This window comes from Microbacterium sp. LBN7, from assembly GCF_045690345.1.
GTDB lineage: Bacteria > Actinomycetota > Actinomycetes > Actinomycetales > Microbacteriaceae > Microbacterium.
The window spans coordinates 3,323,675-3,345,799 of sequence record NZ_CP147856.1 but is presented as its reverse complement, the minus strand read 5'-3'; the positions used below and the strand labels follow the sequence as shown (position 1 = coordinate 3,345,799).

General features: G+C 70.4%; 21 protein-coding genes. 2 read left to right on the top strand and 19 right to left on the bottom strand.

All coding sequences use genetic code 11. From position 1 onward, the window contains the following. Window positions 1-27: 27 nt before the first annotated feature. The 9 genes from LBN7_RS16230 to rsmI form a co-directional block, all read right to left on the bottom strand. A complete protein-coding gene (locus LBN7_RS16230; RefSeq protein WP_407360235.1) occupies window positions 28-1,569 on the bottom strand; it encodes a molybdopterin-dependent oxidoreductase in 1,542 nt (513 codons plus the stop codon). A gap of 28 nt (window positions 1,570-1,597) precedes the next feature. Then, entirely contained in the window at window positions 1,598-2,767 is a 1,170-nt protein-coding gene (locus LBN7_RS16225) for a glycoside hydrolase family 1 protein (RefSeq protein ID WP_407360234.1), read from the bottom strand. Window positions 2,768-2,807: 40 nt separating this feature from the next. After that, entirely contained in the window at window positions 2,808-4,535 is a 1,728-nt protein-coding gene (locus LBN7_RS16220; protein ID WP_407360233.1) for an ABC transporter ATP-binding protein, read from the bottom strand. Beyond that, entirely contained in the window at window positions 4,532-5,446 is a 915-nt protein-coding gene (locus tag LBN7_RS16215) for an ABC transporter permease (protein ID WP_116637029.1), read from the bottom strand. The genes LBN7_RS16220 and LBN7_RS16215 overlap by 4 nt, the downstream gene beginning before the upstream one ends. Continuing rightward, window positions 5,443-6,423 carry an ABC transporter permease gene (locus tag LBN7_RS16210; RefSeq protein WP_116637028.1) on the bottom strand — a complete coding sequence of 327 codons (981 nt, stop codon included), beginning with the start codon at window positions 6,421-6,423 and terminating at the stop codon, window positions 5,443-5,445. The genes LBN7_RS16215 and LBN7_RS16210 overlap by 4 nt, the downstream gene beginning before the upstream one ends. Next, on the bottom strand, window positions 6,420-8,114 hold the full coding sequence (locus tag LBN7_RS16205) for an ABC transporter substrate-binding protein (RefSeq protein ID WP_407360232.1): 1,695 nt from the start codon (window positions 8,112-8,114) through the stop codon (window positions 6,420-6,422). Before LBN7_RS16205 ends, LBN7_RS16210 begins: the two co-directional genes overlap by 4 nt. Window positions 8,115-8,198: 84 nt before the next feature. Then, window positions 8,199-9,305, bottom strand: coding sequence for a LacI family DNA-binding transcriptional regulator (locus tag LBN7_RS16200; RefSeq protein WP_407360231.1), 1,107 nt, complete (start codon window positions 9,303-9,305; stop codon window positions 8,199-8,201). Window positions 9,306-9,324: 19 nt separating this feature from the next. Further along, the gene (locus LBN7_RS16195; RefSeq protein ID WP_341944981.1) at window positions 9,325-9,966 is read right to left on the bottom strand and encodes a class I SAM-dependent methyltransferase; all 642 of its coding nucleotides are present in this window, start codon (window positions 9,964-9,966) and stop codon (window positions 9,325-9,327) included. Next, entirely contained in the window at window positions 9,963-10,784 is an 822-nt protein-coding gene (rsmI, locus tag LBN7_RS16190) for a 16S rRNA (cytidine(1402)-2'-O)-methyltransferase (RefSeq protein WP_407360230.1), read from the bottom strand. The genes LBN7_RS16195 and rsmI overlap by 4 nt, the downstream gene beginning before the upstream one ends. Window positions 10,785-10,819: 35 nt before the next feature. Between rsmI and LBN7_RS16185 the strand changes: the two genes are divergently transcribed. Beyond that, window positions 10,820-12,373: a dolichyl-phosphate-mannose--protein mannosyltransferase gene (locus tag LBN7_RS16185; RefSeq protein WP_407360229.1), complete on the top strand. Its 1,554-nt coding sequence runs from the start codon at window positions 10,820-10,822 to the stop codon at window positions 12,371-12,373. Window positions 12,374-12,387: 14 nt separating this feature from the next. Here the strand turns inward: LBN7_RS16185 and LBN7_RS16180 are convergent, their stop codons facing one another. Genes LBN7_RS16180 through LBN7_RS16170 form a run of 3 tightly spaced genes read right to left on the bottom strand, consistent with a single transcriptional unit; the run spans window position 12,388 to window position 15,380 of the window. Beyond that, window positions 12,388-12,870: an Lrp/AsnC family transcriptional regulator gene (locus LBN7_RS16180; RefSeq protein WP_116637022.1), complete on the bottom strand. Its 483-nt coding sequence runs from the start codon at window positions 12,868-12,870 to the stop codon at window positions 12,388-12,390. A 3-nt stretch (window positions 12,871-12,873) separates the two neighbouring features. Further along, complete coding sequence (locus tag LBN7_RS16175) at window positions 12,874-14,292, bottom strand: amino acid permease (protein WP_407360228.1); 1,419 nt, start codon at window positions 14,290-14,292, stop codon at window positions 12,874-12,876. Further along, window positions 14,289-15,380, bottom strand: coding sequence for a histidinol-phosphate transaminase (locus tag LBN7_RS16170; protein WP_407360227.1), 1,092 nt, complete (start codon window positions 15,378-15,380; stop codon window positions 14,289-14,291). The genes LBN7_RS16175 and LBN7_RS16170 overlap by 4 nt, the downstream gene beginning before the upstream one ends. 208 nt (window positions 15,381-15,588) lie before the next feature. Between LBN7_RS16170 and LBN7_RS16165 the strand changes: the two genes are divergently transcribed. Further along, window positions 15,589-15,807 (top strand): hypothetical protein, encoded by a 219-nt coding sequence (locus LBN7_RS16165; protein ID WP_116637020.1) that lies wholly within the window; start codon window positions 15,589-15,591, stop codon window positions 15,805-15,807. A gap of 3 nt (window positions 15,808-15,810) precedes the next feature. On the opposite strand, the gene LBN7_RS16160 is transcribed toward LBN7_RS16165, so the two are convergent. The 7 genes from LBN7_RS16160 to LBN7_RS16130 form a co-directional block, all read right to left on the bottom strand. Beyond that, a complete protein-coding gene (locus LBN7_RS16160; RefSeq protein ID WP_407360226.1) occupies window positions 15,811-17,610 on the bottom strand; it encodes a thioredoxin domain-containing protein in 1,800 nt (599 codons plus the stop codon). A gap of 31 nt (window positions 17,611-17,641) precedes the next feature. Next, window positions 17,642-18,211, bottom strand: coding sequence for an FMN reductase (msuE, locus tag LBN7_RS16155; protein ID WP_116637036.1), 570 nt, complete (start codon window positions 18,209-18,211; stop codon window positions 17,642-17,644). A gap of 72 nt (window positions 18,212-18,283) precedes the next feature. Continuing rightward, window positions 18,284-19,120 (bottom strand): aldo/keto reductase, encoded by an 837-nt coding sequence (locus LBN7_RS16150; protein WP_116637018.1) that lies wholly within the window; start codon window positions 19,118-19,120, stop codon window positions 18,284-18,286. Then, complete coding sequence (locus LBN7_RS16145) at window positions 19,117-20,334, bottom strand: heparan-alpha-glucosaminide N-acetyltransferase domain-containing protein (protein ID WP_407360225.1); 1,218 nt, start codon at window positions 20,332-20,334, stop codon at window positions 19,117-19,119. Before LBN7_RS16145 ends, LBN7_RS16150 begins: the two co-directional genes overlap by 4 nt. Before the next feature lie 42 nt (window positions 20,335-20,376). Beyond that, window positions 20,377-20,667, bottom strand: a complete 291-nt coding sequence (locus LBN7_RS16140; protein ID WP_407360224.1) for a transcriptional regulator — start codon at window positions 20,665-20,667, stop codon at window positions 20,377-20,379. Beyond that, window positions 20,660-21,334, bottom strand: a complete 675-nt coding sequence (locus LBN7_RS16135) for a hypothetical protein (RefSeq protein WP_341944971.1) — start codon at window positions 21,332-21,334, stop codon at window positions 20,660-20,662. Before LBN7_RS16135 ends, LBN7_RS16140 begins: the two co-directional genes overlap by 8 nt. After that, a complete protein-coding gene (locus tag LBN7_RS16130) occupies window positions 21,334-22,104 on the bottom strand; it encodes a CPBP family intramembrane glutamic endopeptidase (protein ID WP_407360223.1) in 771 nt (256 codons plus the stop codon). Before LBN7_RS16130 ends, LBN7_RS16135 begins: the two co-directional genes overlap by 1 nt. Window positions 22,105-22,125: the final 21 nt, after the last annotated feature.

The following is a 22,125-nucleotide window of genomic DNA, read 5'->3' as shown; positions in this document are numbered from 1 at the left end:
GGTGGGATCAGGGGTCGAGTTACGCGCTCAGGCCACCGTCACGTCGACCCGGTGCCAACCCTGTGCGCCGTCGGGCGCCGGAGCCGCCGGCTGGTCGGTCTGGGTCTCCCCGTCGTCGCTGATCGCACGGCACTCGATCGCGTGCCGACCGCTCTCAGCGGTCCACGGCAGACGCCACTGCACCCAGGTGTCGGCCGAGATCGCTTCGGCGAGTTCGGCACGCTGCCACTCGCCGTCATCGATGCGGACCTCGACGCCCGCGACGCCGACGTGCTGCTGCCAGGCCATGCCCGCGATGACCGTCTCGCCCGACTCGACGCTGCCTCCGCGGGGCACGTCGATGCGCGACTGCAGCTTGATGGGCCCGCGCTCCGACCAGCCGCGCGTGGTCCAGTACGCGGTGGCCCGATCGAAGCGCGTGACCTCGAGCTGCGTGACCCACTTCGTCGCCGACACGTAGCCGTAGAGGCCGGGGACGACCATGCGGACGGGGAAGCCGTGCTCGATCGGCAGCGGCTCGCCGTTCATCCCGATCGCGAGCAGGGCGTCGCGGTCATCCGTGAGCGCCTCCAGCGGCGTCGACGCGGTGAACCCGTCCGACGACGTGGAGAGCACCATGTCGGCATCCGACGAGACTCCCGCGCGGGCGAGCAGTTCACGGACCGGATGGCCGAGCCAGCGCGCATTGCCGATCAGCGATCCGCCGACCTCGTTCGAGACGCACGCGAGCGTGACGTCCGCCTCCTGCATCGGCAGGCTCAGCAGCTCACCCCAGGAGATCACCACCTCACGGTCGACCATGCCGTGGATCCGCAACGACCAGTCGGCAGGGTCGATCCGCGGCACGATCAGGGCGGTGTCGATGCGGTAGAACTCCGCGTTCGGAGTCACGAGAGGCGCGAGGCCGGGGATGTCGAGCTCGGCACCCGCGGGAACGGAGCGCAGCGGCCGCGCCGCCGAGGGCAGCCGAAGCGCCTCGCGGACCGCTTCGATCGATCGGGTGGCGCCGCGCGCGACGTTGCCGGCGATGAGCGTCACGATGCCCACGGCGGCGACCCCCGCAGTCCAGACGAGGAACCGCCGGCGGTCCTCGCCGTCCGGCCCGAGCCCCGCGACCGGCCGCAGCCGGCGGATGAGGGTGCGCAGCGCGATCACCGCCACGACGCCGGCGACCAGTCCGGGAGCCCAGGCGAACGGTCCGGCGCCGGGACGGGTCATCGCGACCACGAGCGCGAGCGCGCCGAGTCCACCCAGGACCACCGCGCCGAGGCCCGATCGCCGCAGCTCCAGCATCCCGGCACCGGCGGCGACGACGGCGAGCACCAGGGCGATGCCCGTGATGAGCGCGATCTTGTCTCCGGTGCCGAACAGCGCGATGGCCGTGTCCTTCGCCCAGGCCGGGGCGAGGTCGATCAACCCGCCTCCGATCACGGCGAACGGGCTGGCGGCGGGTTCGACGATCGCCGCGACCAGTTCCGCGACGCCGATGCCGATGACCGCGGCGCTCAGCCCGGCCGCCGCCGACCGGAGGCGGTCGCCGGCACGCGTCTCGCGCATCGCATGCGTCATGACCCGAGCGTAACCCCGGGCGCGAGCGTCAGAGGCCGTTCCGGCGCGCGACCTCTCCGAGCCAGGCCAGCGACGGCTTCGGCGAGCGCGCGAACGTCTCGTGATCGAAGCCGATCAGCCCGAACGTCGGCGCGAACCCGCTCGCCCACTCGTAGTTGTCGAGGGCGCTCCAGTGCTGGTACGCCCGCACGTCGATGCCGTCGGAGATCGCGCGGTGCAGGCCCTCCAACGCCCCCTGGGTGTAGGCGATGCGCCGGGAGTCGTCGGCCGTGGCGATGCCGTTCTCCGTGACGAGCACGGGAACTCCGCCGCTGCGCTCCCACGCGCTGCGCACACCCAGCTCGAGCGCCTCGGGGAAGAACTCCCAGCCGGTGAGCGTGGTCTCGACGTCGTCGGCGACCGGTCGCGGACCCTCCGGACCGATGAAGGTGCGGGTGTAGGCCTGCACCCCGACGAAGTCGTCGCCGGCCGACTGGTCGAGGTACCAGTGGTCGCGCGGGTCTCCGTAGGTGGCGACCATCTCGTCGGCACCCGGCTCACCCGTGGAGTGGAAGGCCTGCGTCGCGATGGTCCATCCCGCCTGCACGCCCGAGACGGAATGCAGGATCTCGGATGCCCGGTGGTGCGCATCGAGCAGGGTGTCGGCGACCGCGAGGTCGGGGTTCGGGAGCCCGAACGCCACGAGGTTCGCGGCATCCTCTCCCCCGGCGAGCATAGCGGCGATGTTCGGCTCGTTGATCGTGCAGACGTATCTCACACCGTCGAGGATCGGCAGCACGGTCTCGACGTAGCGCGAGAACAGGTCGACCGCGTCATCCGCCCGCCAGAACCCGTCCTTCTGGAACCACTGCGGCACCGTGAAGTGCATCAGGGTGACCGTGGGGTCGAGCCCGTTCTCGCGAGCGGTGTCGATCATGCGGCGGTAGTGGTCGAGCATCGCCCGCGACACGAAGCCGCGTTCCGGCTCGATCCGCGCCCACTCCACCGAGAAGCGGTAGGAGTTCAGGCCGGCATCCGCCAGCAGACGCATGTCCTCCGGATACCGGTGGAAGTGGTCGGCCGCATCGCCCGAGGGCTCCACCATGGGAGACCCGGGCGCATGCTCCATGGCCCACCAGTTGCTGGTCGTGTTGTTCCCCTCCACCTGATGGGCTGCGGTCGCAGCTCCCCAGAGAAAGCCGTCAGGGAATGTGAGCACGAGTGCTCCTTTCGGTCGTACGTTCGCGATCGCGCGGGGATCAGCGCGCCGCGCGGGCAGGATTGGGCACGGCGTCCAGCAGCTGGACCGTGTACGGATCCTCCGGATGCTGCAGCACCTCGCTCGTCTCGCCGCGTTCGACGACACGACCGCTGTTCAGCACCAGGATGTTCTCGGTCACGAGGCGGGCGCTGAGCAGATCGTGCGTGATGTAGAGCATGCTGATGCCCCACCGCTCACGCAGATCCTCGAGGAGCGCCAGCACGCCGGCACGGAGGGAGACGTCGAGCATCGACACGGGCTCGTCGGCGATCAGCACCTGGGGGTCGCTCGCGAGCGCCCGGGCGATCACGACACGCTGACGCTGCCCTCCGGAGAGCTGGTGCGGCAGCTTCGCCGCGAACTGCTCCACCGGCGTGAGGCCCACGGTCTCCAGCAGCTCCAGGACGCGCGCCCTGGCCTCCTGTCCCCGGAGCTTCGTGTAGTTCATGACCGGCCGCGTCAGGGCGTACTCGACCGTGTGCAGCGGGTTCAGTGCCGCATACGGGTCCTGGAACACCATCTGCACGTCCTTGCGGAGGTCGCGGAGCCCTCGCCGCGTGAGCGAGGCGACATCCGTGTCGCCGAAGCGCACCGAGCCGGAGGTCGGCTTCTCGACGCCCGTGATCAGCTTCGCGATGGTCGACTTGCCCGATCCGGATGCTCCGACGAGGGCCAACGCCTCGCCGGGTTCGAGCCGGAACGAGACGTCGTCCACGGCGGTGACGGCCTCCTGACCGCGGCGCGGCGCCGGGTAGCGCTTCGACACGCCCTCCACGACGATCGCCGCATCGGCGCGCCGGGAGTCGCGCTCCGACACGGTCGGCACGGTCTCGGTGACATCGGTGCGGGAGCGGCCTTCACGACGCCGGGTCCCGAGGTCGACGAAGCCCGGGATGGAGACGGTCTTCGCACGCGGATCGGCGTAGTGGCTCAGCAGCATCCGGGTGTACTCGTCGCTCGGGTCCTCGAGGATCTTCCGGCTCGGCGCATCCTCGACGATCCTCCCCTCGTGCATGACCATCACGCGATCGGTGGCCTCGAGCACGATGCCGAGATCGTGGCTGATCAGGATCGCGGTGAAGTGCTCGGCGTGCTGCAGCTCCTTGATCGTGTCCATCACGGCGTGCTGCACGAGCACGTCGAGCGCGGTCGTCGGCTCGTCGAACACCATGAGCTGGGGTTCGAGCGACAGCGCGAGCGCGATCGACGCGCGCTGCCGCATGCCGCCGGAGAGCTCGCCCGGGTAGCGCTTGAGCACCTCGGCATCGAGACCGACCTTGCCGATCAGCTCCCTGGCACGCGCATCGCGGTCCTCGCGCGGCACGTGTCCGTGGGCGGCGAAGATGTCCTGGAAGTGCGCGCCGACGGAGCGCACCGGGTTGAGCGCGTTCATGCCGGACTGCAGCACCATGGCGAAGCCGCCCTGACGCTGCTGCCGCAGCTCCTCGGTGTCGAGCTCGCGGATGTCGCGGCCTCCGAACAGGATGCGTCCGCCGCTGATGCGGGCGGGCGGCTTCTGCAGGCGGGTCAGCGCGAAGCCGAGCGTCGACTTGCCCGACCCCGACTCGCCGACCAGGCCGACGAACTCGCCGCGCCGCAGCGAGAAGGACACGTCGTGCACGGCCGCGACCGGCGTGGTGCCGGGCGAGGCGTACTCGACCGACAGGTTCTGCACGTCGAGCAGGATCTCGTCCGGCTCGGCGGGCGTCTGTGCGGAGACGGTCATCGTCCCTTCCCCTCTCGCAGGCGCGGGTTGGATATGCCGTCCACGCCGAAGTTGATGAGTGTGAGGCTCAGCGCCAGCAGGGCGATGCAGAGACCGGGGGCGAACAGCAGCAGCCACTGACCGGTGAGCAGCGAGTTGGAGTTCTGCGCCCAGTAGAGCATGGTGCCCCAGCTGACGATGCTGGAGTCGCCGAGTCCGAGGAACTCGAGGCCCGCCTCGGCGAGGATCGCGGCCGTCGCCGCTCCGAAGAGCGTGCCGGCGATGATCGACGTCATGTTCGGCAGGATCTCCCGGAAGATGATGCGCGCCCTGCTGTCGCCGGAGAACTGCGCCGAGGTGACGAAGTCGTTCCCGCGGAGGGACTGCGTCTGGCTGCGGAGCACACGCGCACCCCACGCCCATCCGGTGACCACGATCACGGCGATGATCATCAGGATGCCGCCGTTCTGCAGATACGCGGCGATCACGATCATCAGCGGCAGGCCGGGGATGACGAGGAAGAGGTTGACGATGAAGCCGACCACGTCGCCGCCGAAGCCGCGCATGTACCCCCAGGTCAGTCCGATGAGGATGGCGACGATCGTCGAGAGGACGCCGGCGGCGAAACCGACGAGGATGCTGACCTGCGAGCCGTAGATGAGCTGGCTGAGCACGTCCTCCCCCGCCGCGGTCGTGCCGAGCCAGTGCGCCGCCGAGGCGTCGGCGTTGCGGTCGAAGTCATTGTCCTTCGGCCCGTAGGGCGCCAGCACCGGGGCGAAGATCGCCACCAGCACGAAGACGGCGAGGATGCAGAGCCCCAGGCGCGCCTTGCCGTTGGACCAGAGGGTGCCGACCATCCGTCCGAAGGCCCGCCAGGGGCTCGGAGCGGCGATGCGGTCGGCCGGGATCTTGACGTTCATCGTGGAGGTCATCGGCGGGTCCTCGGGTCGAGTACCCCGTAGAGGATGTCTACGAGGAAGTTGGCGATGAGCACGCTCACGGTGATCATCAGGAAGAGCGCCTGCATGAGCGGGTAGTCCTGCCCGATCACGGCGTTGAAGAGCAGGTATCCGATGCCGGGGTACCCGAAGACCTGCTCCACGAGGATCGACCCGCCGACCACCCCGCCGAGCGTGAGCCCGAAGCCGGTGAGGTTGGGGAGGATCGCGTTGCGGGCCGCATAGCGCAGAGCGATCGTGCGACCGCGCAGACCGTTCGCCTCGGCGAAGGTGATGTAGTCCTCGCCGAGCGTGTTGATCATGGCGTTGCGCATGCCGATGATCCAGCCGCCGAGCGATGTGAGCAGGATCGTGAGAGCCGGCAGGATCGCGTGCAGCAGCAGATCGCCGATGAACTCGGGGGTGAAGCCGGGAGTCGTCGTCGCGGAGTATGCGCCCGTCGTCGGGAACCAGTGCAGCACGTAGCCGAAGAAGAACAGCAGCAGCAGCGCCGTCCAGAAGTAGGGGAACGTGCTGAGGAACGATCCGGTGAGCGTCGGCAGGCTGTCGAGCCAGGTGCCCCGGCGCCAAGCCGCGGCGACACCGATCAGTGTGCCGATCACGAAGGCCAGGATCGTGACGATCCCGACCAGCCCGATCGTGTACGGCAGGGCGGTCGACACCATGCTCGACACGGACTGCGGATAGAAGGTGTACGAGACGCCGAAGTCGAGACGCGCCACCTGGCCGAGATAGGCCACGTACTGATCCCACATCGAGCCGGTCGGCACGCCGAGCTGCGCCTCGATCGCCGCGCGCGTGGCGTCGGAGACCGGGCCGTTCTGCGACAGCTTCGCGATCGCCGCGTCCGCGGGCGACCCGGGCATGAGACGCGGGAGGAAGAAGTTCAGGGTGATCGCGGCCCACAGGGTGAGCACGAACAGGCCGAGCTTCTGGAAGACGTACTTCACTGGCCCTCCTCCTTGACTCGCTCGAGCCGCGTGAAGATCATCAGCGGCGCGTTGTCGTAGTTCTGCGGGATCATGTACGGGTCCTCCGCGGTGGGCCAGCCGGTGAACTTGGCGTCGCTGAACAGCCCCCAGATGCCGCCGTAGTAGAGGCCGATGACCGGCATCTGGTCGTAGACGATGCCCTGCAGCTCGTGCACGATCTCCGCCTGTCGGGCGGTGTCGACGGTGCCGCGGTACTCCGCGAGCAGCGCGTCGGCCTCCTCCGAGCGGAATCGCTCGAAGTTGTTCGCGGTGGCCTCGCCGGACGGCACATAGAACTCGCTGGAGAGCAGGTTGTTGTAGGCCTGGTAGACGTCTCCGCCGCCCATGCCGCCGATCGCCATCTCGAAGTCGCCGTTGCTGATCGCGCTCTGGTAGCCGGCCGGCTGCGGGAGCTTGAGGCTGACCTTCACGCCGACCTCGGCGAGCTGGCGCTGCACGGTCTGCGCGGCCCTGGTCCAGTCGGAGTAGCCGTTCGCGGTGGTGATCGCGAACTCGAGCTGCTCGCCGTCCTCGCCGACCAGGCGATCGCCCTCGAGCGTGTACCCCGCCTCGGCGAAGGCTGCGAGCGCGGCATCCGCGTCCTGCGTGAGCATCCCCTGGTCGGGGATCTCGGGATCGAGGTACTCCTCCTGGTTCGGCAGGATGAGTCCGGTCTGCCCCGCGGGTTCCATGTAGCCCTCGGATGCCGTCTCGGCGATCTCCTCACGATCGAGGGAGAGGGCGATGCCGCGACGCACGTTCACGTCGTCGAACGGGGCGACCTCGAGGTTCGGCAGGAGCGCGATCACGCCGCCCGGCGGGAACCACCAGGTGTTGTCCGGACTCGCCGCGCCCCACGTGCCCTCGACATCGGAGATGAACGAGTACGACCAGTCGTAGCCGCGGCTGACGGTGTCGAGCTGCGAGTTCGTCGCGGGCAGGATGATGTGCTCGATGTCGATCTTGTCGGCCTGCCAGTAGTCGGGGTTCTTGTCCACCGAGTACTGCTGGTCGTTGTAGTTGCCGAGCACGAACGGCCCGGTGCCCACCGGGTCCTCGTTGCGGTACGTGCCGGGATCCTTGACGTCCTCCCAGAGGTGCTCCGGGACGATCATGGTCTGGCCGAGGATCGTCAGCGCCGGGGCGTCGTCGCCCTGCAGGTGGAGGGTGACGGTGTCGCCGTCGGTCTCGACGGTCTCGAGGTGCTGCCAGGCCCCCTTGATGTCGAGCGAGGGATTGTCCTTGAGCATCTGGAAGGTGAAGGCGACGTCGTCGGCGGTGAACTTCTCGCCGTCGCTCCAGGTCACGTCATCGCGGAGCGTCATCACGACGGTGCGGGCATCTGGTTGCTCCCACTCGGTCGCGAGCCAGGGGTTCAGCGAGCCGTCGAGGTTGTTCATCAGGATCAGCGGCTCGTAGATCCACCGCGAGGCGGTGCGCGTGTTGGTGAGGTAGGGATTGAAGTTCTGGGTGAAGAACGGATTGCCCTTGTCGGCGTTGATCAGCATCGTGTCCGCACCGATCGAGGGATCGGGCTGCGACGTGATCTGGATGCTGCATCCGCTCAGCACGACCGCTGCGCCGGCGAGCGCGACGACAGCCGCTCTCCGCCAGCGTCGGAACATGTGCGTGCCCGACACTCTGTCCGTCTTCGACAACTTTGTCACCATGGGTCGATTGTAAGCGCATACATTTTGCGACGGCAACCCCTTGACATCGATCGCGGACCGTGTGTCCGACCCTGCGATGCGTGGTCAGGACGCGCGCAGCGAGCTCTCCCGCACGACGATCTCGAGGGGCAGGCGCACCGCGACCGGGTCCGCATCGGGGCGCACCAGTCGTCGGGCGAGCACCTGCACCGCCGCTCGCCCGAGCTCGATCATCGGCTGGCGGACCGTCGTCAGGCGCGGACGCGACAGCGCTGCCGCCTCGATGCCGTCGAAACCCGTCACGATCAGGTCTTCCGGCACCTCGATGCCGGCCGAGCCGAAGGCGTCCAGCGCGCCGAGCGCCATCTGATCGTTGGCCGCCATCAACGCGGTCGGCAGGCCGTGCGCGATCAGCCGCTCCGCCGCACGACGGCCCGAGGCGCGCGTGAAGTCGCCGCGCAGCACGACCACATCGTCGATGCGGAGCCCGGCCTCGGCGATGGCGCGGGAGAACCCCTCCCAGCGCTCGGCGCCGTCCGGGGAATCCTCGGGTCCGGCCAGGAACACCGGCGGCGTGTCGCCGGTCTGCGCGAGCACCTGGCGGGTCAGTTCCGCCATCGCCTCGGCGTTGCTCACGGTCACGTGATCGTAGCTGTCGCCGCGGGACGGTCCCGAGAGCACCACGACCGGGATGCGACGGGCCAGCCGCGCGAGCACGTCATCCGGGACACTGCGCGCCAGCACCACGAGGCCGTCGACGCGGCCGGCCATGTCCCGCACGGTCGACCGGTCGGGGTCGTCGCGTCCGACGCCGATCATCAGCACGAACCCCTGTTTCCACGCCTCCAGCTCGGCGCCGCGGAGCACCTCGTCGAGGAAGAGCATCGAGGGATGCTCGCCCTCGGCATCCGTCTCGTCCTGGACGATCGTGAACGGCGGCGTCGCCCCCTCGATGTTCGAGAGCACGTCGAGCGCGGGCGCTTCTTCGGCGGCGTCGAACCCCGGGAAGTAGAGGCCGAGCACCCCCGTGCGCCGCTCGGCGAGGCCGCGCGCGCTGCCGCTGGGCACGTATCCCAGCGCGGACACGGCATCGAGCACCCGCTCGCGTGTGACCGGTCGCACCGCATCCGGTGAGCGCAGCACCCGCGAGACCGTGGCGATCGAGACGCCCGCACGGTCCGCGACGTCGTACACCGTCGCCGCCTTGGTCACGATCGCCCCTCCGTCGCCGTCATCCTGCCCAGGGTACCCGGCGGGCGATCAGGGCTCCGTGGGGGCGCACGCTCATCTCTCCGGGTTCGCGCTCACGCTGCTCGGCGAAGGCCACCTCGAACCCGGCATCCGCCAGCAGGGCGTCGAGAGCATCCGCCGACCAGAAGTACGCCGTGGCGACGGCATGCGCGAAGGGCCGGCGCGGCTCTCCGGCGAAGAAACCGAGGAGCAGACTGCCGCCCGGCGCGAGCACGCGGGCGAACTCTCCGAGCACGTCCGGCACGTCGGCGGGCGGGAGGTGGATCAGCGAGTACCAGGCGAGGATGCCGCCGACGGAGCCGTCGGAGAACGGGAGCGCACGGAACGACGCCCGATCGAAGCAGAGGTCGGGAAAGCGCGAGCGAGCGGACGCGATGAACTCGGCGGAGATGTCGAGGCCCGAGACCTCGCGACGGTCGCTGCCGCCGTCGCCCAGGAAGGCGGTCCAGTGCCCCGGCCCGCAACCGGCGTCGAGCAGACGGCCCGGAGTCGCGTCCCGCCACCGCGCGATCGCGTCACGATCGCGCGGATCCATCTGATCGACGGCGCCACCCAGCCTCAGATACTCCTCGGCTCGCACGTCATAGGCGGCTGCGATCGCCGCATCCGCGGGCGAACTCATCGCGTGCGGGCCGCCAGAGCGGCCTGGTACAGATCGCGGGACGAGAGTCCGGTGAGCGCGGCGACCTCGGAGGCGGCGTCCTTGAGACGGATGCCGTCGGCCACGAGCTTCTGCACCTGGGCGAGGGCGTCCTCCGGCGAGGCGTCTCGGCGCGACGCGCCCTCGACGACCACGACGATCTCGCCCTTCACACCCTCCTGCGCCCACGCGACGAGCTCGGATGCCGTGCCCCGGCGCACCTCCTCGTAGAACTTCGTGAGCTCGCGGCACACGGCGATGCGCCGCTCATCGCCGAATGCTCCGCCCATGTCGGCGAGCGCACTCGCGAGGCGGGCCGGCGACTCGAAGAACACCATGGTGCGCGCCTCTGCCGCGAGCGCGCGCAGCACGGAGCGCCGCTCCCCCGGCTTGCGCGGGAGGAATCCCTCGAAGGTGAAGCGGTCGGTGGGAAGACCAGAGATCGCGAGGGCCATCAGCACGGCGCTCGGCCCGGGGATCGCGGTCACCGTGACCCCCTGCGCGACGGCCTCGGCCACCAGCCCGTAGCCGGGATCGCTGACCGTCGGCATGCCGGCGTCGCTCATCACGACGACATCGGACTCCGCGGCGAGCGCGGCGATCTCCGCCGCCTTCTGCTTCTCGTTGTGGTCGTGCAGCGCGATCAGCCGCGGCCGGTTGTCGATCTGCAGCGCCTTCAGCAGCTTCTGCGTGGTGCGCGTGTCCTCGGCCACGATCGTCTCCGCGTTCTCGAGCACCTCCACCAGCCGACGGGACACGTCGCCGAGGTTTCCGATCGGCGTGGCAGCGAGGATGATCACCCGCTCAGCATAGGCGCGTTGTCTAGGCTGGACCGGTGACCGCGCCCGTGCCTCTGCTGCCTGCTCCCGAGGACCGGCTGACGCGTTACGGACAGCTGCGCGATCGCGTGCTGCAGAGCCCGGACTGGGGACGGGCCGTCCGCTGGCTCGCCCCGCTGCTCGTCACTGCGGTGGCGGCCGTGCTGCGCCTGGTGAACCTCGGCCACCCGCATCAGCTCGCATTCGACGAGACCTACTACGTCAAGGACGCCTGGTCCCTGTGGACCCTCGGCTACGAGGGCGTCTGGGGCGAGAACGCGAACGAGGCCTTCATCACGCTGCAGGAGCTGCCGCTCTCCGACAAGGGCGCGTTCGTCGTGCATCCGCCGCTGGGCAAGTGGCTGATCGCCCTCGGGATGGCGCTGGGCGGACCGGACAACAGCGCGGGCTGGCGACTCGCGACCGCACTGCTCGGCACCGCCTCGGTCCTCCTCGTCTACCTCATCGCCCGTCGGCTCTCGGGCTCCGTGGTGGTCGCCACGGTCGCGGGGACCCTGCTCGCGATCGACGGGCTGAGCATCGTCCTCAGCCGCATCGCGCTCCTCGACGGCATCCTCACGTTCTTCCTCCTGCTCGGGGCGCTGTTCGTGCTCATCGATCGACAGCGGACGATCCCGCTGCTCGAACGACGGGACTCCGACGCGCCGGCCCCGTTCTGGGGACCGGTGCTGTGGCGCCGCCCCTGGCTCGTCGCCGCCGGAGCCGCGCTGGGCGCGGCATCCGCGGTGAAATGGTCGGGACTCTACGCACTGGCGGCCTTCGGTCTGTACGTCGTCGTGACGGATGCGCTGGCGCGCCGACGTGCCGGCGTGGTGCTCTGGCCGACGTCCGCCGCCTTCCGCCAGGGCCCCGTGTCGTTCGTCCTGGTGGTGCTCCCCGCCTTCGCGGTGTACCTCGTCAGCTGGACCGGATGGCTCGTGACGGCCGGCGGCTACGACAGGGAGAGCGACGCGAATCCCCTGCTCGCGCTCTGGAACTACCACCAGACGATCCTCGGCTTCCACGTCGGGCTGACCAAGGGGCACCCGTACGCGAGCCCCGCCTGGGAGTGGCCCTTCCTGCTGCGGCCGACGGCGGTGTGGGTCGGGTCGGATCCGGGGCCGTGCGGGGTGGACCACTGCATCGCCGTGATCTCGTCGATCCCCAACCCGCTCATCTGGTACGGCGGGGTCGCGGCGTCCGTCTACCTCGTCTATCGACTGGTGCGCGGCTGGATCACGCGCCGACCGGTCGGCGCCGAGGTCGGGCTGCCTCTCGTCGGCCTCGCGGCGACCTACCTGCCGTGGCTGATGTTCCCCGAGCGCACGATCTTCCAGTTCTACACGGTCGTGATGATGCCGTTCCTCGTGATCGCGCTGGCGCTCACGCTGCGGACCATCGCCGGACGACGGCAGGATCCGCTGCACCGGCGCCAGTCCGGCGAGCGGACGGTCCTGATCTGCCTCGCATTCATCGTGCTGGTCTCGGCGTTCTTCTACCCGGTCTGGACCGGCATGAGCGTGCCGTACGACTTCTGGCTGCTGCACAACTGGCTGCCCGGCTGGGTCTGACCCCGGCGGCTCGGCTATGCCGGGTCATCCGTCGCGACGTGCTCCACCAACGGCAGCACGCGCCCGGACAGGTGCGTGCGCATCGCGATCGACGACGCGGTGCGCGCGACGCCGGGCACCAGGGCGACCCGGTCGAGCACCTCCTGCAGCTGCGTCGCATCCCGCGCGACCAGACGCAGCTGCATGTCGCTCGCCCCGGTGACCGTGTGCATGTCGACGATCTCCGGCACCGCGTCGGCCAGTGCCGCCGCGACGTCGTCGTGCCCGACCTTCTGATCGATCTCGACGAGGCAGAAGGCCACCACCCCGTAGCCGAAGCCGCTCGGGTCGATGCGGGGCACGATCGCCTCGATCACGCCGCCCTCGTGCAGCCGCGCGAGGCGACTGGTCGCCGTGCCCCGGGCGATCCCGAGTCGCCGTGCGCACTCGAGGATCGGCAGCTGCGGCGACTCGGTGAGCATCCGGATGAGCGCGGCATCGAGGCGATCGATGCGCATCGGCTAGTCCTTCCTGACGCCGGGGCGCGCGACGCTCCGGGTCGCGCGAGCCACCAGCAGGAGCACGCCGGTGAGCCCGAGGGTGAGCAGCAGCTGCACGCGAGCCCCCGGGTCGAACATCGCGAGCACGATGACAGCGGCCAGCAGCAGCAGGCAGAGCACGGAGAGCCACGGGAAGCCCCACATGCGCATCGGCATCGTCTCCCCCGCGGCGTCGGCACGCCGCCGCAGGATGATCTGCGCGACGGCCGTCGCCGTCCAGATGACGAGGAGGGTCGAGCCGACCACGTTGAGCAGAGCGGGGAGGACGACGTCGGGGAACGCCCAGTTGAGCCCGACCGTCACGAAGCCGAACGCGACGGATGCCAGGACCGCCACGAAGGGAACGCCCTTGAGGCTGGTGCGGGTCGCGGCCAGCGGTGCGAGCCCGCGCTCTCCCAGCGAATACGCCATGCGGGACGCCCCGTAGATGTTCGCGTTCATGGCGGAGAGGAGCGCGATCACGACGATGAGGTCCATCACGAGGCCGACGCCCGGCACGTTCAGCGTCGCGAGAACGGCCGAGAAGGGCCCCTCGGTCACCGCCGGGTCGTTCCAGGGCAGGACCGCGACGATCACGAAGATCGAGCCGACGTAGAAGACGAGGATGCGCACGAGCACCTCCCGCACGATCCGCCGGATGTTGCGCGAAGGATCGTCCGACTCGGCCGCGGCGATCGCGACGACCTCGGTGCCGCCGAAGGCGAAGACGACGATGAGCAGCGCGGCGGCGATCCCGGTCAGCCCGTTCGGGGCGAAGCCGCCGTTGTCCACGAGGTTCGCGATGCCGGTCGCGGGGACACCCGGGATGAGGCCGACGATCGCGCACGCCCCGACGACGAGGAAGGCGATGATGGCCACGACCTTGATCGCCGCGAACCAGAACTCGAAGCGTCCGTAGTTGCGGACGCCGAACAGATTGACGGCGGTGAGCGCCACGACGAACACGAGGACCCAGACCCAGGCCGGGATGCCGGGGATCCAGTTCGCGACGATCCCCGCGGCACCGGTCGCCTCGGCCGCGATCACGACCACCAGCTGGATCCAGTACAGCCAGCCCACCGCGCTCGCGGCGCTGCGGCCCATCGCCTTCTGCGCGTAGGAGCTGAAGGCTCCCGAACTCGGACGCGCGGCCACCATCTCGGCGAGCATGGCCATCACGAGCACGACGATGCCGCCGGCGACGAGGTACGAGATCAGCACCGCGGGCCCCGCGAGACCGATCGCCTGACCCGATCCGACGAACAGGCCGGCGCCGATCGCTCCGCCGAGTCCCATCATCGAGATCTGGCGTCGCGTGAGCCCCGGATGCAGGCCCTTGGTGGTCGTCGTCGTGACCGGCGGCTCGGTCAGGGGGTCACGGGTCTCACGGTCAACGGTCATACGGTCGCCTCCTTGCGATCGGTCAGGTCTGATCCCGCGTCGACCGCGGAGAGCGCGGCCTCCACGCGGTCGATGTCCTCGGCGCTGCCGGACGAGATGCGGATGCCCTCCCCGGGGAACGCCCGGGCGATCACCCCGCCGTCGTGGAGCTGCGCCTCGAGCTGCGCGGTGCGCTCCCCCGCGGGCACCCACACGAAGTTGGCCTGCGAGGCGACGGCCGGCCAGCCGGCCTCGGTGAGGATCGCGAGCATCCGATCGCGCTGCGCGACGACCTCGTCGATGCGTCCCGCGAGCTCGTCCTCGGCCGCCAGCGAGGCGCGTGCGGCGGTCTGGGCGAGGTCGGTGACCCCGAACGGCACGGCGACCTTGCGCTGGCTCTCGGCGATCTCGGCCGGGGCGATGGCGTAGCCGATGCGGAGCCCCGCGAGGCCGTACGCCTTCGAGAACGTGTGCAGCACCGCCACGTGCGGGTGGCGGCGGAACAGCCGGATGCCGGCGCCGTAGCTCGCCGTCCTGTCGAAGTGGACGTACGCCTCGTCGATGACGACGAGCACGTCGTGCGGCACGGCTGCGACGAAGCGCTCCAGGGCGTCGACGCCGACGACGGTGCCGGTCGGGTTGTTGGGGTTGCAGACGAAGATGAGACGGGTGCGCGGGGTGATCGCCGCGAGCATCGCGTCGAGGTCGTGCGCGTGCTCGGCGTTCAGCGGCACGGCGATCGGAGTGGCGCCCGCGATCCGCACCAGCGAGGGGTACGCCTCGAACGACCGCCATGCGAACATGACCTCGTCTCCTTCGCCGGCGACGGCGTGGATGAGCTGCGCGGCGATCTCGACGGAGCCGGCTCCGACGGTGACCAGGGCCGGATCCACCTCGTACCGGGCGGCCAGGTCGTCGCGCAGGACGGCGGCGCTCATGTCGGGGTAGCGATTGATCGCATCGAGGCGCTCGCGCACGGCATCGACGACCGATGGCAGCGGCGAGTGCGGCGACTCGTTCGACGAGAGCTTCGACGCCCCGGCCGGAGCCGAGCGCCCCTGACGGTACGCGGGCACGACATCGAGGGCGGCACGGGTGGGGAGGGGCATCGTCAGAGCGTCCTTGCTGATCGGGGATGCGGCGTTCCGGCGGCGGACCGAGTGGTCCTGCCCGCCGTCGCGCAACCCTAGACCGGATCCGATCGGCTGAGCAATCGGTGCACCGGATGCTGGGCATGACGCGCAATCATTCCCCGAACTCCCGCGAGCGCCTATGCAGATTGCGCAACCGCTGCAGAGCACCCGCTACGCTCGCGGCATGGGCAGCCCTTCCGGTTTCGAGTTCGCCGTGCGCGGCGACGAGGTCGTCATCCGCCACAACGGGACGACGGCTGCGGTCCTGCGCGGCGCCCGCGCCGAGGAGTTCCTCGTGGACGTCGAGCACGGTGACGCCCAGCTGCTGATGGCTCGCCTGACCGGGAACTACCGCAGGGGCAACGAGCGCACCGCGAGACAGCACCCGCGCAACGCCCGCTGACGCTCAGCGACCCGACGAGATCGCGGCCGGATCCGACACCGGCAACCGGCACACGAACGCGCGGCAGTCGTAGGCGCGCTCCACCGTCGCCGCCTTGCCCTCGAAGAGCTCGAACCCGGCATCCGCGAACGCCGCCGCCTGGGCGCGGGCGACCACGGCGATCACGTCGGCATCGGCCCGCTGCGCGGACCGGGCCAGCGCGCCGCCGGGCTCGTTCGTCACGACCACGATCTGACGAGGGGGCGCGGCGAGCCCCGCCGCCACCCGCAGGAGGCTGCCGTGCGCGAACGGCTGCTCGAGCGCCCGGACCGCGAGGTCCCGCACGGTCCGAGCGGCCGCGTCGCGGTACCGATCCCCCGCGCCCAGTCGCCAGGCGGTCAGTGCCGCGGCCGCGACCGCCGCAGCGTCGGAGGGGAGATCGCCGTCCGTGTGATCCGGCGCCGTCGCGATGCCGTTGTCCGTCAGCAGCGGATCTCGCCCCACGCCCTCCAGCGCGTCGTCGAGGATGCCGCGCGCCGTGACCGCCCAGGACGCCTCCCCGGTCGCTGAGGCGAGGGCGAACAGCCCCTCGGCGAGGAGCCCGAGATCGGCAGCCGTCGCGACCGCCCCCGAGGCTCCCCCGTCGAGCGAGGCGCGCACGAGAGCGTCTCCGGCGCCGCGGTTGACCCGGAGGACGTGAGCGGCGGCGGCCTCGGACGCGCCGATCCACGACGGCTCGCCGAGACGCGCGCCGGCGCGGGCGAGTGCTCCGATCGCGAGACCGTTCCAGCCCGTGATGACCTTGCCGTCGACGGCGGGAGGCGACAGCTCCGCGCGCTCGGGAACCGGACGCAGGTAGTACCCGCCCTCGCTGCGCACGCCGTCGATCCAGGACTCCGAGTCCTGCGCCGCGCCGAAGCCGCCGCCCTTGCGGCGGAGCACTCCGAGCAGGAAGGCCGCGATGCCCCGGACCGCCTCGTCATCGCCCGCGGCGAGCGCGACATCGAGCAGCTGCGCGTTGTCGGTCAGCATCCGCTCGTAATGCGGCACCGACCAGTCGCGCCGGGTGGCATAGCGGAAGAAGCCGCCGTCGGCGTCGCGCAGCGGGGAGCCGGCCATCGCGGCGAGGGCCCTTCCCACGGCGGCGGCGGCCTCGGGCGCCTGCCGACGCACGAGCGGATCCTGCAGGAACCGGAGCGTCGTGGCGACCGGGAACTTCGGCTCCCCGCCGAACCCGCCGTGCCGGCGATCCTCGCGGGCGGCGACGGATTCGGCCGCGCGGGCGATCGCGGCGCCGTCGGGCAGATCGGCGGGCGAGGATTCGGCGGCGCGCGCCAGCGCCTCGGTCACCGCATCCGCAGACTCCTCAGCCTGCGCACGCCGCAGGGTCCACGCCTCCCGAACGGCCGCGAGCACGTCGCGGAACGCCGGCATCGGCGGGCGGGCATCCGGCGGCCAGTAGGTGCCGGCGTAGAACGCCCGCCCACCCGGGGTGGCGAACACGGTGAGCGGCCATCCCAGGTTCTGGGTGAAGGCGGATGCCGCGGCCATGTAGGCGCTGTCGACCTCCGGGTGCTCCTCGCGGTCGATCTTCACCGACACGAAGCCGTCGTTCATGCGGGCGGCGATCGCGGGATCGGAGAAGGACTCCCTGGCCATCACGTGGCACCAATGGCAGGTCGAGTAGCCGATCGAGATCAGCAACGGCACATCGCGGCGCCGGGCCTCGGCGAAGGCATCCGCGCCCCAGGGGTACCAGTCGACGGGATTGTCGGCGTGCGCGCGCAGGTACGGACTGAGGGTGTCGGCGAGCCGGTTGGTCATGGACTCACGCTACGCCGCCCCGGCCGCGAGATCAGGAGACGAGAAGCTCCACGGGTCGGGAGGCCGCGTAGCCCACGAGGGGCAGCGCGCGCTCGGCCGCGAGCGAGATGCGCGACTGCAGGATCTCGGACGTGATCTCGTAGCCGTCGAAGTCGGTGTCGCTCGCGTAGACGCCGAGCGGGAGCGTGAGGGCCTGGAAGAAGCCGAACAGCGGTCGCAGCTGGTGCTCGATGATCAGGGCGTGCCGCTCACCGCCGCCGGTGGCCGCCAGCAGCACCGGCTTGCCGACCAGGTCGTACTGCCCCACGAAGTCGAAGAGGTGCTTGAAGAGCCCGGTGAACGACGCCCGGTAGACGGGGCTCCCGACGATCAGCAGGTCGGCGGTCTCGATCGCGCGCAGCTGCTCCTCGACCTCGGCAGGGAGCTGGTCGCGGCGGAGAGCCCCGGCGAGGCCCGGCCCGATCTGCGTCAGCTCGATGAGCTGCGACTCGATGGGGGCGCGCTCTGCGATGGCGGCCGTGATCGCGCGGACGAGGGCGGTCGTCTTGCTCGGCTCGTGCAGGGAACCCGACACGGCGACGACGCGGAACGGAGCTGTCATGACCTCGACGGTACCCACGACGACGCCCCGTGTCGCGGAGAGCGACACGGGGCGTCATGTGAGCCGTGCGGGTCAGTTCACCTCGTCGGGATGCGAACCGACGCGACCCGAGCCGTCGAGGGGGTCGAGTGCGTCGATGGCTGCGATCTCCGCGTCGGTCAGCGTGAAGCCGAAGACGTCGAGGTTCTCCCGCAGGCGCTCGGCGCGCACCGACTTCGGGAACACGATGATGCCCTTCTGCAGGTGCCAGCGGAGCACCGCCTGCGCGGGCGTGACGCCATGCGCCGCGGCGGCGTCGGCCACGGCGGGCGTGCCGAACAGGTCGTACTTGCCCTGGCCGAGCGGACCCCACGCCTCGGTGCGGATGCCGTGCTCGTCGGACCACGCGACGACGTCGCGCTGCTGGTAGGCCGGGTGCAGCTCGATCTGGTTGACGGCCGGCACGACGCCGGTCTCGTTCACCACGCGCTCGAGGTGCGGCACCAGGAAGTTCGAGACGCCGATGCTGCGGGTGAGGCCCGCCTCGCGCAGCTCGACGAGCTTCGCGAACGCGTGCACGTAGTCGTCCTTCGCGGGGGTCGGCCAGTGCACGAGGTACAGGTCGACGCTCTCGAGCCGGAGCTTGTCCAGGCTCTCGGCGATCGCCGCGCGCGGCTCCTCGTCGTGGTGGCGGTCGTTCCACAGCTTCGTCGTGACGAACAGCTCGTCACGGGCGATGCCGGATGACGCGATCGCCGCGCCGACGCCTTCTTCGTTGCCGTAGATCGCCGCGGTGTCGATGTGGCGGTAGCCGATCTCCAGCGCCTCGCTCACCGCGCGCTCTGTCTCTGCCGGCGGCACCTTGAAGACGCCGTAGCCGAGCTGCGGGATGGAGTTGCCGTCGTTCAGTTCGAGTGCAGGAATGGTCATGATTCCAGCCTATGACCTGTGATGACAGGCGAGGTCGGAATCGCGGCCATCGCCGCCGCTCCGCGCCCCAGGAGTCGCTCGAGGGGGCCGCGTCCCAGGAACATCGACCAGAGCGTCGTCACGAGCAGAAGGCCGATCGCCGTCAGACCCCAGAACGAGTTGCTCGTGGAGAAGCCGCCGGGACCCGCGACCATCATGATCGAGACCACGTGCAGGCTGTATGCCGACAGCGGCATGGAGCCGAGCGCTCCGAGCGGCAGCAGGGGCCAGCGCAGCGGCCGGCTGAGCAGGAGACACAGAGCGATGACGGCGAGCGCGAAGCCACCGGAGCCGATCACCTCGGCCGTCCCGCCGCTGTGCGGGTCGACCGCGAGCAGCGCGCCGATGACGGCCCGGAGCGGATCGTCCTGCGCGAGCGCCTGCGCGTAGCCCTCCCAGCCGCTCTTCATGACGCCCGAGCCGCGCTCGAGGGCGACCGAGGCGCCGAGTGCCTGACCGACGGCTCCCAGACCGTAGCCCGCGACGGCGAGCCCCATGCCGACGCCGAGCGCGATCACGGCGGTGCGGATGCGCTCGGGGTGCAGGCGACCGAGCGCCATGCCGCCCAGCACCAGGGCCATCCAGACCGTGAGGGGATACGACCCGTAGAGCACGAAGCCGATGCCGGCGCCGTACGGATGCAGCGTGACGGCGGCCAGGAACGCCAGCAGGGGCGGCCCCGCGAGCGCGAGCACCCCGGCGCCGAGCAGCAGCTGCCAGGGCCGCCAGCGCAGGAACGGGATGACCGCGACGTAGATCAGTCCGTAGAGCGTCAGGATCACCGCGATGGGGGTGTTCAGCATCTCGAGGGCGAGGCCGATCGCGAAGATCACCGCACCGCGTCCGACCAGCCGCAGACGGATGTCGGGGAGGCGCTCTCGTTCCGGCACCGTCGAGCGGCCCGTCATCAGCGCGATCGAGACTCCCGCGAGGACGGCGAAGAGGATCGAGGAGCGCCCGTGCACGAGGTCCGTCCAGGTGGTCGGGTCCGTCCAGTCGAACGCCTCGGTCTCGCCGATGTGCGCCCCGGCCATGCCGAGGATCGCGAGCCCTCGTGCGACGTCGAGTCCGAGGATGCGGGGCGGGCGCCCGAATCCGCGGAGCCAGCGCAGCGGGCGCAGGGCGATCGGGGTTCGCGCGCGCTCCGGGGCGGGCGGCAGCTCTGTCGTCGTCACCCGACGATCGTAGGGCCCTGCACTGTGGATGGGGTGCGGAGGTCACCCGCCCAGCACGGCGCGCAGCGCCTCGGTGTAGGCCTCGAATGCCCGCCTCCCCTGCGGAGTGAGCGCGAGGTAGGTGACCGGCGTCCGTCCCCGATGCGTCTTCTCGACCGTGACGTAGTCGGCATCCTCCAGCTTGCGCAGATGCGTGGAGAGGTTGCCCGCCGTCATGTCGAGCAGCTCCTGCAGGCGGGGGAACGCGATGCTGTCGGCGGGTTCCAGCGTCGCGAGCGCCGCGGTGATCCGCAGCCGCGCGGCGGCATGGATCACCGGGTCGAGCTCAACCACGGCGTGCTCCTGCCAGGGGACGGCGCAGTCGGGCGAGGTGGCGGAACGACAGCACCGCCAGAACGAGGAAGCCGAATCCGCCGCCGACGGCCAGCACCAGGAGGACGGCGGGGTACCCGAAGAACGGCGCCGCCGCGGCGACCACGACGATCCACCCGCCGAGGATCAGCATCGGCACCGCTCGCCAGACGGCGGCCCCCACGACGAACATGAGCCCGGCGAAAAGCACGAGCGCCGTGGGGAAGAAGATGCGCGCGAGCGCGGCGTCCATGCCGTTCGCGAGCAGGCCGAGCCCGAGGACGACGATCGCGACGGTGCCGACGCTCCAGGTGCAGCCGTAGACGATCGCCGGGAACGCCGTCGCCGCGTCACGGCGCATGCCGCGTCCCGAACGAGCGCCCAGCACCGCCGAGAGGACGATCGCGCCGACGATCAGCGCCACGGCGATCGTGAGGGCCACGACCGGCGGCACGGTGAGACCAGGACGCATCCCGTCGATCGACCACAGCGATCCGAGACCGACGAGCCACGCGACGCCCCACGCGGTGAGCAGCACGGGCACGAAGGCCGCGATCCGACCCTCCATGCTGCGCTGTTGGGCCTGCATCAGCGCGAGCATCTCCGCCGGCGCGAGCGCCTCTTCCTCAGGGTTCGACGACTCGACCATCAGACGGCTCCGTTCACGGGCAGGCCCATCATGACGAAGACGAGCACGGGAAGGGTGAAGAACAGGTTGACCAGCCCGTGCGCGAGGACCAGGGGCATCAGCCGGCGCTGACGCCGATAGATGAGCCCGGATCCCGCGCCCCACACGAAGAAGGCGCAGACGAACGCGAGCACTGCTGCGGGTGTGGGCGCGTACCAGATGTGCTGCGTGGCGAAGAGCGCCGCGGGCACGAGGATCGCGAGGGTCGTCGGCCAGCGCCTGTCGAGCTCGCCCTGGGCGTAGCCGCGATACACGAGTTCCTCGACCGGGGCGTTCAGCGGCGCGAAGCTGAGCACCCCGACGACCGCGATGACGCTCCAGGTGACGGGATCGAGAGCCGGGATGCTTGCCGGGTCGAAGAAGATCGTCTCCATCCGGACGAAGATCTCGCTGCCGTACTGCAGCCAGACAACGAGCATGATCGTGGCGACGAACGGCAGATACATCACCACGAGCCACAGCAGCCCCCAGAGGAGGTCGCGTCCGAGGCGCCGCGGCTCATAGCCGAGGAGCTCCCGGACGGTACGCCCCTCGCGTCGCAGCAGCCGCGCGACGAGCAGGAGGCAGACCACGTTGACGGGGAGCATCGCGACGACCGCGAGCATCGGCGGCGGCGGGAAGGTGAGGTCGACCTCATCGATCCGGGCGACGAGCCAGACCGAGACGGATGCCGCCGCGACGAGAGCGACCCGCAGCACCGGCAGTCCGATCGCCCATCTCCGTGTCGTCATACTTACTTTGTATCTCAAAGT

Coding starts and splice junctions, on each gene's coding strand:
- LBN7_RS16230 (WP_407360235.1), bottom strand. CDS start 1,569: ATGACGCATGCGATGCGCGAGACGCGTGCCGGCGACCGCCTCCGGTCG.
- LBN7_RS16220 (WP_407360233.1), bottom strand. CDS start 4,535: ATGACCGTCTCCGCACAGACGCCCGCCGAGCCGGACGAGATCCTGCTC.
- LBN7_RS16215 (WP_116637029.1), bottom strand. CDS start 5,446: ATGACCTCCACGATGAACGTCAAGATCCCGGCCGACCGCATCGCCGCT.
- LBN7_RS16205 (WP_407360232.1), bottom strand. CDS start 8,114: ATGGTGACAAAGTTGTCGAAGACGGACAGAGTGTCGGGCACGCACATG.
- LBN7_RS16195 (WP_341944981.1), bottom strand. CDS start 9,966: ATGAGTTCGCCCGCGGATGCGGCGATCGCAGCCGCCTATGACGTGCGA.
- LBN7_RS16180 (WP_116637022.1), bottom strand. CDS start 12,870: ATGCGCATCGATCGCCTCGATGCCGCGCTCATCCGGATGCTCACCGAG.
- LBN7_RS16175 (WP_407360228.1), bottom strand. CDS start 14,292: ATGACCGTTGACCGTGAGACCCGTGACCCCCTGACCGAGCCGCCGGTC.
- LBN7_RS16170 (WP_407360227.1), bottom strand. CDS start 15,380: ATGCCCCTCCCCACCCGTGCCGCCCTCGATGTCGTGCCCGCGTACCGT.
- LBN7_RS16165 (WP_116637020.1), top strand. CDS start 15,589: ATGGGCAGCCCTTCCGGTTTCGAGTTCGCCGTGCGCGGCGACGAGGTC.
- LBN7_RS16160 (WP_407360226.1), bottom strand. CDS start 17,610: ATGACCAACCGGCTCGCCGACACCCTCAGTCCGTACCTGCGCGCGCAC.
- msuE (WP_116637036.1), bottom strand. CDS start 18,211: ATGACAGCTCCGTTCCGCGTCGTCGCCGTGTCGGGTTCCCTGCACGAG.
- LBN7_RS16150 (WP_116637018.1), bottom strand. CDS start 19,120: ATGACCATTCCTGCACTCGAACTGAACGACGGCAACTCCATCCCGCAG.
- LBN7_RS16135 (WP_341944971.1), bottom strand. CDS start 21,334: ATGGTCGAGTCGTCGAACCCTGAGGAAGAGGCGCTCGCGCCGGCGGAG.
- LBN7_RS16130 (WP_407360223.1), bottom strand. CDS start 22,104: ATGACGACACGGAGATGGGCGATCGGACTGCCGGTGCTGCGGGTCGCT.